Source organism: Streptomyces sp. NPDC001890, from assembly GCF_042891445.1.
Lineage (GTDB): Bacteria > Actinomycetota > Actinomycetes > Streptomycetales > Streptomycetaceae > Streptomyces.
Map to the genome: position 1 here is coordinate 16,684 of NZ_JBIATE010000040.1, position 16,242 is coordinate 32,925.

The following is a 16,242-nucleotide window of genomic DNA, read 5'->3' on the forward strand; positions in this document are numbered from 1 at the left end:
TGGTCGGCATGAGCCGGAGCACTGAGAACCACACAGCTGTACGACAGGCGATGGAGGGCGACATCGCGGAACTGGTGCGCCTGCGGGCGATGCTGTTCGACGACCTCGGCGGCGACTTCTTCGCCCCCGCATCGGGAGGCGACGACTGGCTGCAAGCCCTGGCCGCGGTGCTCAAGGAGCAGTTGCCCGCGGGCACGGACACGGACGCGGGCTCCGGTACCTGCGGCGTGCGCATCCTTGTCGTGGACGGTGGGAGCGGCCTCGCCGCCTGCGGCATCGGCACGATCGAGCAACGACTGCCCGGTCCGCACCTGCGCAACGGCCGGATCGGGCAGGTGATCGGCGTGGTCACCGACCCGGGGTACCGGCGGCTCGGTCACAGCCGCTCGATCATGCGGGGGCTGCTCGACTGGTTCCGGGAGAGCGATGTCACCCGGGTCGACCTGTACGCCTCCCCCGAGGGCGAACCGCTCTATCGTGAGCTCGGCTTCACCGACCACCCCGACCCGGCGCTGTACTGGCGTCCGTGACCACGCGAAGCGGACGCCCCCGCCCTGTTCGCGGGACCTATCGGTAGGGTCACGTCAATGAGCGTCGAGGTGGAGGTCGTCCGCGGGGCGACCGATGAAGTGGTGGAGGCGATCGCTCGCCTGCTGCCGCAGCTTTCGAGTACTGCCGGTGTGCCCGACCGGGATTCGGTGGCCGCGTTGTTGCGCAGTGACGCCACCACCCTGCTGATGGCCAGGATCGAGGGCCGGGCCGTCGGCATGCTGACTCTGATCCTGTTTCCGTTGCCGACGGGCCTTCGGGGCCGCATCGAGGATGTCGTGGTCGACGAGGCGGCGCGGGGGCACGGAGTGGGCGCGGCACTGACAGAGGAGGCACTGCGCCTCGCCGGGGTGGCCGGGGCGCGGACGGTCGATCTCACCTCGCGTCCCTCCCGCCGGGCAGCGAATCGGCTGTACGAGCGTCTGGGATTCCAGGTCCGCGATTCCCAGGTCCACCGGTTCGTCGTGCGGCCGTAGGCCCGACCGTACGGCTGTGCCGCCCGACCTCGCCGAGCAGCACAGCCGTGTGCGGTCACGCTCCGGCCAGCAGCACCTCCAGCGCGGCGGCCGTCTCCGGATGGCGACCGGTCAGCGCCGCACCTGCCGGGCGGTCGGTCCGCGCCGTCCGCCACGTGCCCTCGTAGCCCAGCAGGCTCGCCAACGCGTCGCACGTCGCGGGGTGCGCGGCAAGCAGTGTGCAGCCGTCGGGGCCTGCCGGGTCGGCCGCCGGACGCACGGCCTCGGGCTGTGCCAGCCACGGCGGAACCCATGCGTCCAGCGCCGCGAGCCGGCCGGGGAAGGTCCGCCCGGCTTCACGGATCAGCAGCGGAGCCAGCTCCGAGCCGCTGGAGCGCAAAGTGGTGATCAGGGTCGGCAGCCAGGGCAGGAGCACCGGATCCGGCAGCCGTGCGAACGCGTTCGACACCGCCTCCACCACGAAGTCCGTGAGGCCCGGGACGGGCTCCAGGGCCTGTACGAAGCCGCTGAGGTAACGCGGATAGGCGGGCACCACCAAGGGGTTGCCCAGCAGTTCGTCGCACTTCGCCCGCAGGTCCGCACGGGAGAGGTGCCCGAGCTGCACCTGGGCCGCCCACAGCAGTGCCGTCTTCGCCGGCTCCTCGGGATGCGACTGGACCACGGCCAGTTCCAGCTGGGTCCGGTCGCAGCCCAGCGACAGCGCCAGGCTCTCCATGCTGAACAGGAAGCCCAGCGTGGCGGCCACCTGCCGGACCGTGGCGTCCTCGTCGGCGAACGCCGTCGGCAGCAGGGTGCAGTAGTGGGCGTATCCCGTCTTGGCGAAGGATTCGATCCAGGACGGCAGCACCGGCTCGCTGGTGCGGTAGTAGGCCAGCAGCCGCCGCACCCGGCGCAGTACCTCCGGTGCGCCGTCGACGCTGCGTTCGGCCGAGAGCACCTCCAGGGCGTGGGTGCCCAGTTCGTCGGCGAGGCGGCGGCTGCGCAGGTACAGCGTCGCGTCCTCGACGGCTTCCAGGACGGTCGCGGTGGTGGCGCGCCGGTCGTACGCCGTACGGCGCAGACGCTGCTCCAGCACCTGCTCGATGCTGACGCCCTCGTAGCCGAGCTCGATCAGCGCACGCTGGTAGGTGCCGAGCGCGAGGTCCCAAGATTCCTGGATCGGCCGCTCCCCCAGCTTCCGTTCGCCCATGATCGGGCGGGCGGCGCCCGGCGGCAGCAGGTGGCGCAGCATCCACAACGCGTCGGAGCAGCGCTCCAACTCCGGCTGGGACGCGATGTCCAGCAGTGCCCGTTGCACACCGGTCTGCTGGAGCTTCAGGCCCAGGGGCGCGAGCCGGTCGTGCACGTCGCGGGCCAGGGGTGGCAGCGCTTCGTAGCCGACCTGGCCGACCCGGTCGCCGCCCATCATGATCTCCACGAGGCGCCGCACATCGCGCCGGCCGGGCACGGTGTCCTTCTCGATGCAGGTGACGGCCGCGTCCTGGAAGTCGTACGGCGTGGGCCTGGCCCGGTCACGCATTCCGGCCAGCAGGATCGACGTCTCGAACACCGCGATGGCGTCGGCGGTGGAGGCCAGGTAGCCGTTGCGGCGCGCAGCGCGCACGATCTCGACCGACCAGCCGAGCAGTTCCGCCTCGTCGAGCCGGTCCAGTGCGGGCGGTCGCTGCAGGAATCCGGTCAGCTTGTCCGAGGGCGGGATCGCCTCCACGGGCCCCACCGCAGCCACCACGGCCTTCTTGGCCTTGGCCCTCGACTTCTTGGCGCCCGCCTGTCCGGCCAGGCGGAAGGGCTCCACGCGGGTGCGCCGGACGTTCTTCGCCCATACGGTCGCGGCGATCGACACCGATCCCGCGGCGAGGCCGAACTGCGCCTCGATCGCCGCGTGACTGGACGGAATCAGGCCGTGCTGCCACCTGGTGGCACTGGGCGGGCTGATCTCGAAGGTGTCCGTGCCGTGGACACCGAACTCGGCGACGCGGCTGGCCGCGTGGAAGGCTCCGCACACGTAGAGGCAGTCCGCGGGGTCGGTGCCGGTCGCGGCCAGGTGTTCGCGCATCCTGGTCCACATGTGGCGTTCCCGGTCCTCGTCCACCCGGAGCCGGTGGGAGTCGCCGGGCGCCAGTCGCCGGAAGAGGCTTCCGATCAGGAGCATGACCTGGCGGTAGGTGTCGTGGTCACTGTCACCGAGCGGCAGCTCGACGTACTGGTGCCACCACTCCGACCAGTGCCGCACCTTGCCGTGGTGCAGCAGGTGCTCCTCCAGTTCGGCGAAGCGCGGTCGCAGGTCGCCGATCTCCACGCCGACCGCGTCACCGTGCAGTGCGGCCTCCTCCTCGGCGGGAGGCGCGTCCGGGCCGGCCGGTTCGGTGGACTCCGCCGCACGTGCGTCCCACTGGAAGACGTGGTCCGACGAGCGGTCGACGAGGACCAGCTCCACGCCCGGGGTGTCCAGGGCGTAGGCGATCGCCTGGTACTCGGCGGAGGCCTCGGTGATCGGTGCGACCACCGAGAGCGGGGACCACTCGACCGGGAAGCCGTCGACCTCGGTCGCGAACGACTGGACCGCCACCGGGAGCTTGCAGTTGCGCAGCTCGGTCAGCAACGGCGCCATGTCCTCGCACAGTTCGAGGTAGACCACCTTGGGCTGCTTCTCCCGCAGGCGACGTGCCATCGCGATCGCCGAGGCGGGTGAGTGATGGCAGACGGGGAAGATCTCCAGCGGCTCGCGGACCGCGTGGTCGACGTCGTCGACGATGCCGAGGAGGATGCCCTCCAGCGCGTCGGGTCCGTCGGCGAACGTCGCCGCGGCCTCCTGCAGTTGGGCCCGCAGTCCTTCGAAGGTCCCCTCGTGGGTGCTGGTCATGACAGGGTGGCGATCGCGTCGCGGCCGCCCTCCAGGAACTCCGGCCAGGATCCGCCCTCTTCCTTGCTGCGCGGCTCGACGACACCGTGCAGGTACTTGTTGAGGATGGCCAGGTCCTCGGGCTCGCGCCGGGCCAGCGATCCGACGAGCGAGGAGGCCAGCGTGCGGGCGGTGAGGGCGCGCTCACCGAAGAAGTTGCTGTGCAGCACCGCGTCCTCCAGCACACCGATCTGTTCCGCGGTGGACAGGGCGGACTCCAGTTTCTCGTCGTCGCTGCCGGCCGCGGCCGCCGAGGCACGCAGGTCGGCGAAGCTCTGCAGCAGCACGTCGAGCAGGGTCGGCGGCACTTCCAGTTCGATCTGGTGGCGGCGCAGCAGTTCCTCGGTGCGGAAGCGGACGATCTCCACCTCGCTCTTCTTGTTCGTCACCACCGGGATGCGGACGAAGTTGAAGCGTCGCTTGAGTGCCGAGGACAGGTCGTTGACGCCTCGGTCGCGGCTGTTCGCGGTGGCGATGATCGAGAAGCCGGGCTTGGCGAAGACGATGCTGTCGCTGTCGAGTTCGGGTACCGAGATGTACTTCTCGGACAGGATCGAGATCAGCGCGTCCTGCACGTCGCTGGTGGAACGGGTGAGTTCCTCGAAGCGGCCGATCGCGCCGGATTCCATCGCGGTCATGATCGGCGAGGGGATCATCGATTCCCTCGACTGGCCCTTGGCGATGACCATGGACACGTTCCAGGAGTACTTGATGTGGTCCTCGGTGGTGCCGGCCGTGCCCTGCACCACCAGTGTGGAATTGCGGCAGATCGCGGCGGACAGCAGCTCGGCCAGCCAGCTCTTGCCCGTGCCGGGGTCACCTATGAGCAGCAGGCCGCGGTCGGAGGCCAGTGTGACGATGGAACGCTCGACGAAACTGCGGTCGCCGTACCACTTCTGCGAGATCTCCCGGTCCAGGCCGTCGGACCGCTCGGAGCCCAGGATGAACAGGCGGACCATCTTCGGGGACAGCCGCCAGGAGAAGGGCTTGGGGTTGTCGTCGATGGACTCCAGCCACTCCAGTTCCTCGGCGTACTTGATCTCGGCGGGGGCGCGCAACAGGTCGGACATGAAAGGGCCTTTCTAGGCGAGGAACGTCTTGAGCTCGTCGACGAGCTTGCGGATGTGGCCGGAGAGAACCGGCGTACCGAGGTCTTTGAAGCGCTCGCGGAACCACGGGTTGACGCTGCCGCGGCCGGAGCTGGTGACCGAACCGACCGGGATGAACTTGGCTCCCGAACGGTGGATGGCGACCATGCTCTGGAACAGTGGCTCGGTCTGCCATTCGTAGAAGTCGGAGATCCACACCACGACGGTGTTGCGGGGCTCCGCGATCTTCGGCTGGGCCAGCGCCATGGCCACCGTGCCGTCGGTGCCGCCCCCGAGGTTGGTGCGCAGCAGGGTCTCGAAGGGGTCGTGCACCCATGGTGTGAGGTCGAGCGCCTGTGTGTCGTACGCGATCAGGTGGACGTCCACCTTCGGCAGCCCGGCGAAGATGGACGCCAGGATGGTGCAGTTCACCATGGAGTCGACCATCGAGCCCGACTGGTCCACGACGACGATCAGGCGCTGGGGTGTCGTCCTGCGGACCGTGTGCCGGTAGTAGAGGCGGTCGACGTAGAGCCGCTCCTCCTCCGGGCTCCAGTTGGTGAGGTTCTTCCAGATCGTCCGGTCGAGATCGAGGTTGCGGAACACCCGCTTGGGCGGGACCGAGCGGTCCAGGGGTCCCACCGTGGCCTTCTCCACCTGGGTGCGCAGTACTTCGGCGACCTCGTCGACGAAGCGGCGGATGAGGTCCTTGGCGTTGGCCAGGGCCACGCCCGAGAGGTTGTTCTTGTCCCGCAGCAGCTGCTCGATCAGCGACATGCTCGGGGTGAGCCGCGAGGCGAGCCCGGAATCGGCGAGCACCTCGCGCAGGTGCATCCGTTTGACGAGGTCGGCCTCGATGGTGGCCAGTTCCGGTCCGATCTCCGGGATCAGCCGGCCGAGGTCGGGGGACGTGTGCCGGCCGCCGCTCCCGGTCGGGCTGACACCCACTCCTGCCATCCCTCCACCGGGACGGCCGCCGCGCAGCTCGCCGGGGACGCAGCCGAGGGCACGTTCGAGCCAGCCCGCGTCGGACTGCCAGCGCGCCAGCTGTCCGGCGGTGACCGTGCCCGAGCCGGAGGCGAAGACATTGAGCAGCACCTTCGACACCAGCGCCGCGCGACGTACTTCGGCGGCCCGGTCGCGGACGTCGGCTCCCTCGGAGCCGAGGTCCGAGTCGGGGTCGGGTGTCATCAGGCCGTCGAACTCGGCTGCCAGGTCGGGGTGCCGCTGCACGATCGAGTCGACGGAAGCCTGTGGGTCCAGCAGCGCGGAGGGCAGGCCGATGTCCTCGACGACGGCGAGGCTCGCGGATTCCAGCGTGCTCTGCTCCTCGGGGTCGAAGAGCCGGGCGAGGAGCCGCCAGTACAGGACCTGCCGGCGGTTGTCCTGGGGATCCGCCTCCGGGGTCCGGGCGGGTTGAGTGGTTTGCTGGGGCTGAATGGTTTGCGGGGCCGTGGTCCCGGTGGTTCGTTCCGTCGTATGGTCCGTCATTTCCGCAGCAGCCTCCCCGCACGCTCCCGCAGCACGGCCACGGCGTCGGTGGCGGCCTTCTCGGCCTTGACACCGGCCTTGTCGGTCGTGCCCCCGGCCCATCCCCCGGCGTGGATCGCGACGGCCTTCTTCCGTACGGTCGTCTCGACGGCCAGCGGCTGCACGCGATACGTCCCGGCGTCCCAGCGGAGCAGTGCGATGCAGGCGCCGGACGCCGCGACGGCCTCGGGGGTGAGCGGTCCGGCGGTCGGAACGCGGTCGGTGTCGACGGCGAGGGGGCCCGCGGCGAGGGTGAACGTGACCGCGTCGTCGTCCTTGGTGGCGGCATAGCCTTCCAGGAACACGGGGACGGCGATGCGCGCCGGGTGGCGGTCCAGGGGTGCTGTCGCCGCGTCGGTGGCCGTGGGCAGGACGACGCGGGCGGTGGCGAAGGCGTCGGCGGGCTCACCCCGGCGTGCGTGCTCGTCGCTCCAGATCAGGTCGCCCTCCGCGGTGACGGGCATGTCGGTGAGCTCCATCGAGCGGCCCTCGCCGAGGGCGGCCAGCAGCGACATGTGCGGGCGGAGGAGCTGCCAGAGCCCTGCTCCGACGACCGTGTCGGGTTTCGGCACCGCCGCCCCGGCGCGTACCAGGCGGGGCGTGCTGCCGTCGGCGGGCTCGAACACCGCGTGAACCTGGGCCTGTACGGCGGTGGCGTGTTCATGGACGTCGATACCGAGGGGCAGGAGACGGCCGGTGGCCGTACCGGTCACGGGCACATCGGCCGCGCCGGGCACCGTCAGCAGCAGGGCGCGTGACCACAGGTCGGCCCAGCGGCGTGCCGGGATCCGTTCCATGGACAGGCCCGGACACGACGCCGCCAGTTCGGCGGCGAAGCCGTCCAGGAGCGTCGCCAGGCGGCGTAGCGCGGGATCCGGCAGCATCGCGGAGACGACCGGCGCCGCGCCGGATACCACTTCGTGGTCGATGCCCTGCCACCCGCAGCGCGCCAGATCGGCCAGCCAGGAGCGGGCGGCGATGAGCAGGTTCGCCCCCTGCTGCTCGGCGGGAGCGGGGACCGTCGCCTCGGCACGGGGCCGGCCGGTCGCCTCCTCGATGCGGGTCATCAGTGCGTCGTGGACGGAGCCGAGGAGCGCGGTGCGGGCGGCGGCGAGGGCGAGGAGGTGGTCCTCGCCCGCGGCTCCGTCCGCCGCCTTCCCGGCCGCCTCGGCGACCCTCGCGGCCAGTGGCGTACCGGCGACCGCGTGGGCGAGTCCGGTCAGTCCGGCGCTCTGGGCGGGCTGAGGGCGCAGCAGGCCGGCGACGAGAGCCCGGTCGAAGCCGTCGACGGCCTCCAGGGCCTCGTCGAGTCCGGTGATGTCCTCCGCGAACAGGTCGGCACGCATCACGCCACCGCCCTGGTCGGCGGGAACCACTGCATCTCCGGCAACGGCGTCGTGGTCGGGGCGAGTTCCAGGTAGGCGAGGTGGCGCAGGAACCTGCTGAAGACGGGTGCGGCGGCCGTGGTGTCCCCCTGCGACGGACGTGCGGCGCTCATGTCATTGGCTATCGTCTGCGCGCTCGGGTCCCCGTCCGCGGGCTCGGCCTTCAGGTAGCGGGCGACGCGCTCGGCACCGTACTGCAGCACCGCCTCGTTGATCAGGGCCCTGATGTGATTGCAGAACGCTCCCCGCGCGCCGCCGCAGGGCCGGTTGTTGTTGGTGCTGCAGGCGAACGCGTAGGTGGCCGCGGCGACCGACGACACATAGACCCGCCCGATGTCGGAGCCGCTGGACACCACACCCTGCAGGCGTCCGTCGGCCAGCTCGACGAACGGGACTTTGGCCAGCTTGCGCGGTCGCGCGGGTGTTGTCACCCGTGCCGTGCTCGACCTCTCCCAATCTGACAACACACCACTCCTCTGTGCACCAAGGCGACTTCCCCGCCACAACGGCAGGACACGACCGAACATACCTACGGCCACTGACAACGCCCGGTCGCGGCCGCGACGCCACCCGCTGCGCGCCCGCGGCCATGGACGTGCGGCAGCCGCGCAGCAGGGCATCGACGTTTCAGCGCCATAGGCGGACGATCACCTGCAGGGGGCGGGGAGGAGCGGAGCGCGCCGTCCCCCTGGCGGCGTCAGAAGGTGGGTGCGGAACCTTCGGAGGTCACGGCTTCGCCGTCCCCCAGGGCCGGGGGCGGAACGGGATGGCCACGAGATCGTACTGAGGGCACGGCGTCGTGAAGCACTGCTTGGGCGAGGGCACGCAGAATTGTCCGGCAGGCGCGACGACGGTGGCACACGGGTTCGCCTGTGGAGAGGTGGAAACCGGCTGCTGGGCGGTGGAAACCGGCTGAGGCGCGGTGGAAGCCGTTCGTCGGACGGTGGAATCCGTCTGTGGGGCAACGGAGCTCGCCCGTGGTGCGACGGAGTCTTCTCCGGCGTGCGCCGGGCTCGTCATGGTGAGGGGCAGGGCGGTGAGAGCGACCGCCGTGGCGGTACGCAGCAAGGTGTGAATCACAAGCAGCAGAGTTAGCCGCACCCCGACGCGTGGCCGCATCGCCCGGGGGGTCAATCACCCTTACGGGTCGAGTGATTCACCCCCGGAACATATTTGCTACCGCTCTTGGACCTTGCCGCCGCCGTCCGACTCACGTCAGTACGCGGCCGCGCACAGCGCCGTGCCTGCCGCGGTGTCGGGCCAGACTGGCCGGAATGGGCCGTCACACGACGGGATGCTCTGCCGTTCACTTCTCGGAAGCTCGCAAGCAGCGTGACGGATGAGGGGGGTTCACAGTGCGGCGAACTCTGCGGTCCTTGTTGCTCGTCGTCGGGGGCGGCCTCGCGGGGCTCGTGGCAGTCGCGGTGCACCGGGCCGGTCTGCCGCTCGGCTTCGTCGTGTATGCCGACGCCGCCATCGTGCTGTGCTGGCTCGTCGTCGCCGTCCTGCTGTTCCGGGGGCGCCGGGTTCCGGACGTCCGCGTGGACGGCGCCGGCGGCCGGCACCACCAGGCCGTGCGCTGCCCCATCGACGGCGAGCCCCACGCCCGCTCCCACTGGGGCACCCGCCACCGCCCCTGATCCGGCCAAAGTCCCCGCGCTCCGGCCCCCGCGCGGCCGCGCTCTGCGATTATGACCGGCGACCACCCCCGCCGAGCAGCCGAGGAGTGCCGTGTGACCGAGGTCCACGTGAGTTCGGCCGTCATGACCCACCCCGTGCGCCTCGCCCAGGCCCAGGACCTCGCCGCCCGGCTGCGGCTCGACGGTCTCGCCCTCGACCCCGACCCCGAGGGGCCGCCCTCCGCCCTGCGCACCGCCCTGGTCGCATGGGCCACCGTGACTCCGCGGGCCAGTCATCATCTCGTCGTCCAGGACGACGTCGACGCCCCCGTCGAGCTCCTGGAGATCGTCGGGCGGGCCGCTGCCCGGTTTCCCGACGAGGCACTGGTCTTCTACACCAACTGGCACGCGCGCAACGGCGCCGCCGTCCGGCTCGCCGCTCTCGCCGGAGCCTGCTGGGTGCGGGCCGTGCCCGATGAGTTCACGCCGTCGCTGGGGGTCTGCCTGCCGTCCGGGACCGCGGCCGACTTCCGCGAGTACGCCCGTGAGAGCGCCGAACGCCACGACGACGAACTGCTCTCCGTCTTCTTCCGCAGCCGCGGCCGGGGCCGGATGAGCCTGCTCGCCGTTCCGAACATCGTCGAGCACATCGGCACCAGCAGCATCAACGGCCACGCGGCCCAGGGCATCCGCCTCGCCGTCTGCCCCACCTCCGCCGCCGACGCCGCTCCCCTGCTCGCCCGGGGCCGCGTCCTGGAGGAGCCGGGATGGATCCCGTACATGCGGTACGGAGAGGGATACATCCGGCTGGCCGGCCAGGAGCACAGTGCCGACGGCGGCCGCGGCCACCACCGGTGGCGCGAGGTGCTGTCCGCGACCGGGCTCACCGAGGAGCTGGTCCGGGACGCACGGGACGCGCACCTGCCGCAGGGACTGGCGGCGGATGTGGCCCGGAGCTTCGGCAGGGCCTTCGCGGAGGAGCTGTGGATCCACTGTCTGCTGCTCGGACGGCAGGCCGCCCGAGCGGCCCGGCGCCTGTCCCCCTCGCCGGACGATGTCCCCCCGGACGCGCTCGACCGGATGAGGCGCTCCGCCGTCGCCACCGCCGGACCCGCCGGGCTCCCGCCCGAACGCCGTCCCGAGGCGGGCCCGGACGAGGTCCGTGCGATGGCGGCGTTCGCGTGGACCGCCGTCCGCGCGGGCGAACGGCTTGCGGGGGTGTCCGCCGACGGACACCCCCGCTTCGAGCAGTAGCGGACCGCCCGGCCCCTTACGAAGGGCCGGCGCCCGCCCCGACCCGGTGCGTGATCCACACCCCGGGCTCCCAGTACGCGCCCAGGTCCCGCGCCCGGTCGACATCGAGTGGCGCGAGGCCGCCCGGGAAGACGTACTGCCCGTCCTCCGGGAAGGCGAGACCCGTCCAGCTCTCCCACTCGGCGACCGTGCCCGTGATCCGCGAGGACCGCTCGGACGCCGCCGCGACCGTGCCGCCCGCGCCCACCTGGGTCCTGATCCACGGGTCGAACGGAGCCCCGTCGTCCTGCGTCCAGGCCGCGTACCGCTCGATCGGCACCAGCGGGTACCGGTCCTTCCACGTGGGCCGTACCGGCACCAGGACCGTCCCGAGCCCGGCGCGGCGCGCCGTGTCCGACATCGCGTCGAGCAGCACCTTGGACAGGCCCCGGCCCTGGTGGTCCTCGGCCACTTCGATGCCCAGCGCGCACAGGGCGCCGGGCGCGCGCCCGGCATCGCGGTCCGCGAAGGCCCGCGCGATCGAGTCGTCCAGGCCGGGGCCCAGATCGGCGACCGTGCCGTCCCAGGCGCGGGGCAACGACCGGCCCGCGCCGACGACCACGTCGTGCTCGTCGTCGTACAGGACGAACTGGAACTCCGGAAAGTCCTCGAACAGCCGGTTCCAGTAGTCGCCGTTGATGTCACCGTGCAGGTTGTACTCGGGCACCACACCGGCGAACCGCTCGGGAATGCGGTCCCACAGCTCGGGCCGTTCCGCGTGACGTACCACTACCAGGGTCATGAAGCCCCTCTTCCAGGAGAGATCGAGAGCTCCTGGGCCGGGACCTCGACGTCCCAGACGACGACGATCGGCAGGCCGTCCCATGCGGCGCGGGCCGCGTCCGCGATGAACTCCTCGTAACCGCCGGGCGCGAGCCGCCCGTTGAACAGCGGCTCGTGGCAGCCGCGCACCCGCAGCCCGGCCCGGCCGAACGCGTCCAGGTAACGGCTCGGCAGATGCACGTGGTTGCGTACGAACGCCAGCTCTTCGGCGCCCCGCACGAAGAGGCACTGGCCCTGCAGCGAGATGACGAAGGGGTGCAGGTCCGAGACCACGATCCGCCCGCCCGGCCGGACCACCCGCGCCAGCTCCGCCACACCTGTGGCGAGGTCCGGAAGATGCGTCATGGCCAGCGAGCAGACCGCGAGATCGACGGAGTCGTCGTCGAGCGGCAGCCGCTCCAGCCGCCCCACACGGAACTCGGCGTCCGGGGCGTGCTCGCGGGCCTTCGCCAGCATCTGCGGCGACTGGTCCACACCGATCGTGCGGTGGCCGCGCGCGGTCAGCGCCCGGGTCTGCCGCCCGGTGCCGCAGGCGGCGTCGAGCGCCACCCCCGTCTCCAGGCCGTCGAGGATCGAGTGGACGACCGGCTCCTCCACCTCGATGTACGAGCTGGGCAGTGAGTCGTACACCGCCGACCAGGCCGCGTATCCCTCCGCCTCGTCGAGCTCGCTGACCGCGGCCCCGCCGTCCGGCAGCTTTTCCTCGTCGAGGACGAAGCGGCGCATTTCCGCCAGCCGATCCTGGACGAATGCCTCGTCGGCATCCATGGCATGGCGCAGCAGCGCGAGCCCCTCGATCCCCAGCACCATTTCCCGTACGCGGAATTCACCGCTCATTCGAGCCCCTCACCGGTCGGCGGACGGTCTCATGTCCTGTCTGGTTCCGCCCTACCCGGGCCACTTGACGCGGAGTCGAAAAAATACCTGCTATGTCCAAAAAGGTGGCTCGAATGGCCGGTTCACGACACTGTTGTCGTCCGATCGGGCGCTGCTTAGCATGTGCGCCATGATTGAAGGATATCTGGGCCGTGAAAGCGTCATCGCCGGTGGAGAAGTACTGCTGCACATCTCCACCGACGCCCCTGCGTTCCGTCTCCGTTTCTACCGGCTGGGACAGGAGCTCGTGCCCGTCGGAGAATCCGATACGTATCGGGGAATCCTGCATGCCCCGCCCGCGCACCCCGACGGAATACCCGGACTCGCCTCACCCTCCGACGACTGGAACTGGCCGCCGATCTCCCTTCCCGTACCGGAGGACTGGCAGCCGGGAATTCATCTGGTCGAATTCATCGAATGCACCGGACCCGGTCCGGACGGTGCCGGGAATCCGCCCCTGCTCGACGTGGAGCACCTCGAAGGGCACGCTCGGGAGTTCTTCGTCGTACGCCCCCGTGTGCCCGGCGGCCACTCCCGCATCCTCTACAAGAAGTCCACCTTCACACGACACGCCTACAACCGCTCCGACCGGCCCGGTCTGGAACGCGCCGTCAGCCTCTACGACCACCCCGTCCACCGCACCGGCGCCGACGGCGCCCTCCGGGGTCACAAGGTCAGCCTGCACCGCCCCGGTGGCGTCATCGACCTCGCCTACTGGGACGCGCCCTTCATCGCCTGGCTGGAACGCAACGGCTATCCCGTCGAATTCTGCACCGACCTCGATCTGCACGAGGACCCCGCCCTGCTCTCCTCGTACGATCTCCTCCTGAGCGTCGGCCACGACGAATACTGGAGCGTCGCGATGCGCACGCACGCGGAGCGATTCGTCCGCGAGGGGGGAAACATCGCCTTTCTCAGCGCCAACACCTGCTGGTGGCGTGTGCATCCGACGGACGACAATACTGCTTTCGTCTCCGACACCGATCACCATGTCGGTGACGAATACCCTCATGCGCCTGCCACCGACCAATGGTGGACGCCCGCACCCGACGGAGTCGGAAATCCGGAGAATTCGCTCACCGGGGTGAGTTTCCGCAATGGTGGAATGTGGCCCGCCACGGAATGGCCCGGAGATCGCCCTCGTTCCGGATACACGGTGCAGCACGCCGGCCATTGGATCTATGAGGGCACCGGACTGCGCGACGGGTCCGACGGGGGAACAGCGGACCGGCTCGGCTCGGGAACACCCCTCATCGGATACGAATGCGACGGCGCCGCCTTCGCCTACGACGCAGACGGAACAGCCCACGCCACCGGGGAGGACGGAACTCCGGACTCCTTCCTGATTCTGGGCATTTACGTGCTGGAACCGGTGCACGAGGATTTCCACCACTTCAAGTGGGGCCACTGGAACGGTCCCGTGCGCGAAGCGGCCATCAGCAGCCCGCGCGCCGCCACGATGGGCATCCACACCGCGGGCGGCACCGTCTTCACCGCGGGCACCACCGACTGGTCCGTGGTCTGCGGGCACGAACAGGACCCGGCCGTCGTCCGCGTCACCCGCAACCTCCTCGACCGCCTTCGCCACCGGACCCCGCTGCCGGGGTGAGCAGCTCCCGCAGTCCGAGGATCCGCGCCGCCCCCCGAGGCAGGGACGGCGCGACGCCCTCCACGGCGCGGTCGGGACGCCACAGATGCACCGCCCGCATTCCCGCCGCCAGCGGACCGAGCACGTCGGGCACCCACATGTCGCCGACGAACAGCACCCGCCCGGCCGGCAGCGCACACCGCTCCACCAGCGCGCGGTAGATCAGCGGATGGGGTTTGCGCGCCCCGGCCCGCGCGGAGCCGACGACCACGTCCACGGCCCCGCCGAGCCCCACCGCCTCGACGCACTCCTCCAGGTTCCAGAACCAGTTGGAGCACACCCCGACGAGCAGCCCGCGCTCCCGCAGTGCCGCGAGCACTGCGGGGACGTCCGCGAACAGTTCGAGCCGGACCGCCTTCATCGCTTGGTCGAGCTCGGCGACCAGGCCGTCCAACTCACCCTCCGGCACCCCACAGCCACGTGCCCGCCGCCGCAGCCGGTCCCGCTCCCACGCCGTGTACGTCGCCCCACTCACCGAGTGCGCCACGTGCTCCTCGCCCTCGCCGGGGCCCACCGACCACTGGTCCCCCCAGAGTTCGCCCTGGGCCGCCAGGCCCCGGCGCGCGAAGATCCCGCGGTGGTCCGGCGGCAGCGGCTCCACCATCCGCACCAGCGTCCCGTAGAAGTCGAAGACGACCGCGCCGACACCGTCCGGCACCATCGCGGGACCGTGTGCCATGCCTAGAACCGGCCGTACCTGTGCGGGAAGTAGTCCTCCAGCGTGCCTTCCCGCTCGATGTCGACGGTCGCACAGTGCAGCCCGCCGCCGAACGGTCCGACCGCCCGGAACGGCACCGGCACGATCTCGAAGCCGTACGACGACAGCTGCTCCGCGAGCCGCACCTCCTTCTCCTCGACGCACAGTGTGTTCGCGTCGAGGTTCAGCATGTTCCCGGCGAGCCAAGGGCTGCAGAAGGACAGCTTCGGCGGATGGTCCCAGCTCGCCGGCTGGACGGCCTCGACGATCTCCCAGTCGTTGAGCTTGAAGAACTCCATCAGCTCGGCGTCCGCGAGCCGCTCGCCGCAGTGCAGCACGAGTCCGGGCCGCAGCGGCACCCAGGTCGCGTCGATGTGCAGCGGATGGGTGTTGGTCGAGGTCACCGCGTGCACCCGGTGGTCGGGGTAGTGGCGCCGCAGCCACTCGTACCCGCTCTTGTTGGTGACGAACGACAGCTGCACGAACAGGTCCTTGCCGAACCGTGCCACGTCCGCTGCGTCGAACAGCGGCTCGGCCTCGGTGAGCACCAGGTCGTAGTCGCGGACCCGGGCCAGCTGCTCCTCGGTCGACAGCTCGTTGTACGTGTCCCAGAACCCGGTCTTGTACGAGGCATCCGTCAGCCGCGGTTTGGGCGCGGCCTCCCAGCGCATCCGGTCGTCGGCGTCGAACAGGCTCTGCAGCACCGGCCGGTAGCAGAGGTACTCGAACCAGCGGCTGCGGTACGACATGGTCGCTTCCAGGACCTCGTTGCCGACCGTGAGCAGCAGGTCCCGGGGCGGCATGCAGCCGAACATCGACTCGTGCGTCCACTCCGGCGTGCCCACCTGCCGGCTGAAGTCGAACGGGGTGGGGCGGTCCACCCTGATGCCGCGCCGCCGCAGCATGTCCGAGAAGTCGTCGAGCTGCTGCTCGGCCTCGGCCACCATGTCCGCGGGCATGGGGCCGTACGTCCCCAGGGGGAAGCCGTCGTCGGGGTAGTCCCGGCGCACCGCGTGCTCGGGGGCCTGCACCACGGTGCCCTCCGCCCGGCCGACGATCACATGCCGCAGCGGATCCCAGCCGTTCCAGGAGTTGACCCGCACGGGGCGCGCGGAGATGTCGGGGGCGGATGTGCTCTGCTCGGTCACGTACAAGCCCTTCGATCGGGGTCGTGGAGTGCCGCAGGCCAAACTGCGGGCACTGTCACGTCACCGTCAAGAGCCACCCCGCTACCCACCGTGCCGATCGCGTCAGCGTGGCCTGACTGCGGCCCCGCCGTCGCGGCGCCCGTCGGCATCCGCACAGCGCAGCGGGGAAGTGCTGGGCTCTTCGTGGGAAGCGCACCGTCGTGTTCCGGCCGAAACTCCGTGTCGCTGCGGGGAGTCGCGGCCCGCGG

14 protein-coding genes are annotated in these 16,242 nt (G+C 70.7%); 5 read left to right on the plus strand and 9 right to left on the minus strand.

Going from position 1 to position 16,242, the window contains the following annotated elements; translation table 11 throughout:
- The first annotated feature begins 8 nt into the window (after positions 1 to 8).
- Together ACFYY1_RS40085 and ACFYY1_RS40090 are read left to right on the plus strand one after the other, a co-directional pair.
- Complete coding sequence (locus ACFYY1_RS40085) at positions 9 to 530, plus strand: GNAT family N-acetyltransferase (protein WP_388594765.1); 522 nt, start codon at positions 9 to 11, stop codon at positions 528 to 530.
- Between the two features lie 57 nt (positions 531 to 587).
- On the plus strand, positions 588 to 1,025 hold the full coding sequence (locus tag ACFYY1_RS40090) for a GNAT family N-acetyltransferase (protein WP_388594767.1): 438 nt from the start codon (positions 588 to 590) through the stop codon (positions 1,023 to 1,025).
- 55 nt (positions 1,026 to 1,080) lie between these two features.
- Here ACFYY1_RS40090 and ACFYY1_RS40095 read toward each other — a convergent pair whose 3' ends face one another.
- The 5 genes from ACFYY1_RS40095 to ACFYY1_RS40115 are packed head-to-tail and all read right to left on the minus strand — an operon-like array spanning position 1,081 to position 8,394.
- Positions 1,081 to 3,888 carry a hypothetical protein gene (locus ACFYY1_RS40095; protein ID WP_388594769.1) on the minus strand — a complete coding sequence of 936 codons (2,808 nt, stop codon included), beginning with the start codon at positions 3,886 to 3,888 and terminating at the stop codon, positions 1,081 to 1,083.
- Positions 3,885 to 4,997, minus strand: a complete 1,113-nt coding sequence (locus ACFYY1_RS40100; protein WP_072484794.1) for an AAA family ATPase — start codon at positions 4,995 to 4,997, stop codon at positions 3,885 to 3,887. The genes ACFYY1_RS40095 and ACFYY1_RS40100 overlap by 4 nt, the downstream gene beginning before the upstream one ends.
- 12 nt (positions 4,998 to 5,009) lie before the next feature.
- Complete coding sequence (locus ACFYY1_RS40105; RefSeq protein ID WP_388594771.1) at positions 5,010 to 6,506, minus strand: VWA domain-containing protein; 1,497 nt, start codon at positions 6,504 to 6,506, stop codon at positions 5,010 to 5,012.
- On the minus strand, positions 6,503 to 7,891 hold the full coding sequence (locus ACFYY1_RS40110) for a hypothetical protein (protein WP_388594773.1): 1,389 nt from the start codon (positions 7,889 to 7,891) through the stop codon (positions 6,503 to 6,505). Before ACFYY1_RS40110 ends, ACFYY1_RS40105 begins: the two co-directional genes overlap by 4 nt.
- Positions 7,891 to 8,394 (minus strand): hypothetical protein, encoded by a 504-nt coding sequence (locus ACFYY1_RS40115; RefSeq protein WP_388594775.1) that lies wholly within the window; start codon positions 8,392 to 8,394, stop codon positions 7,891 to 7,893. Before ACFYY1_RS40115 ends, ACFYY1_RS40110 begins: the two co-directional genes overlap by 1 nt.
- A 912-nt stretch (positions 8,395 to 9,306) precedes the next feature.
- Between ACFYY1_RS40115 and ACFYY1_RS40120 the strand changes: the two genes are divergently transcribed.
- A complete protein-coding gene (locus ACFYY1_RS40120) occupies positions 9,307 to 9,570 on the plus strand; it encodes a hypothetical protein (protein ID WP_388594777.1) in 264 nt (87 codons plus the stop codon).
- Between the two features lie 93 nt (positions 9,571 to 9,663).
- Complete coding sequence (locus ACFYY1_RS40125; RefSeq protein WP_388594778.1) at positions 9,664 to 10,803, plus strand: hypothetical protein; 1,140 nt, start codon at positions 9,664 to 9,666, stop codon at positions 10,801 to 10,803.
- Between the two features lie 16 nt (positions 10,804 to 10,819).
- Here ACFYY1_RS40125 and ACFYY1_RS40130 read toward each other — a convergent pair whose 3' ends face one another.
- Complete coding sequence (locus ACFYY1_RS40130) at positions 10,820 to 11,584, minus strand: GNAT family N-acetyltransferase (protein WP_388594779.1); 765 nt, start codon at positions 11,582 to 11,584, stop codon at positions 10,820 to 10,822.
- The gene (locus ACFYY1_RS40135; protein WP_388594781.1) at positions 11,581 to 12,462 is read right to left on the minus strand and encodes a class I SAM-dependent methyltransferase; all 882 of its coding nucleotides are present in this window, start codon (positions 12,460 to 12,462) and stop codon (positions 11,581 to 11,583) included. The genes ACFYY1_RS40130 and ACFYY1_RS40135 overlap by 4 nt, the downstream gene beginning before the upstream one ends.
- Before the next feature lie 169 nt (positions 12,463 to 12,631).
- Between ACFYY1_RS40135 and ACFYY1_RS40140 the strand changes: the two genes are divergently transcribed.
- Positions 12,632 to 14,110, plus strand: a complete 1,479-nt coding sequence (locus ACFYY1_RS40140; protein WP_388594783.1) for a N,N-dimethylformamidase beta subunit family domain-containing protein — start codon at positions 12,632 to 12,634, stop codon at positions 14,108 to 14,110.
- On the opposite strand, the gene ACFYY1_RS40145 is transcribed toward ACFYY1_RS40140, so the two are convergent.
- Positions 14,058 to 14,828, minus strand: a complete 771-nt coding sequence (locus ACFYY1_RS40145; RefSeq protein WP_388594784.1) for an HAD family hydrolase — start codon at positions 14,826 to 14,828, stop codon at positions 14,058 to 14,060. The two genes, ACFYY1_RS40140 and ACFYY1_RS40145, sit on opposite strands and share 53 nt — an antisense overlap.
- Before the next feature lie 2 nt (positions 14,829 to 14,830).
- Positions 14,831 to 15,994: a serine/threonine protein kinase gene (locus ACFYY1_RS40150; protein WP_388594785.1), complete on the minus strand. Its 1,164-nt coding sequence runs from the start codon at positions 15,992 to 15,994 to the stop codon at positions 14,831 to 14,833.
- Positions 15,995 to 16,242: the final 248 nt, after the last annotated feature.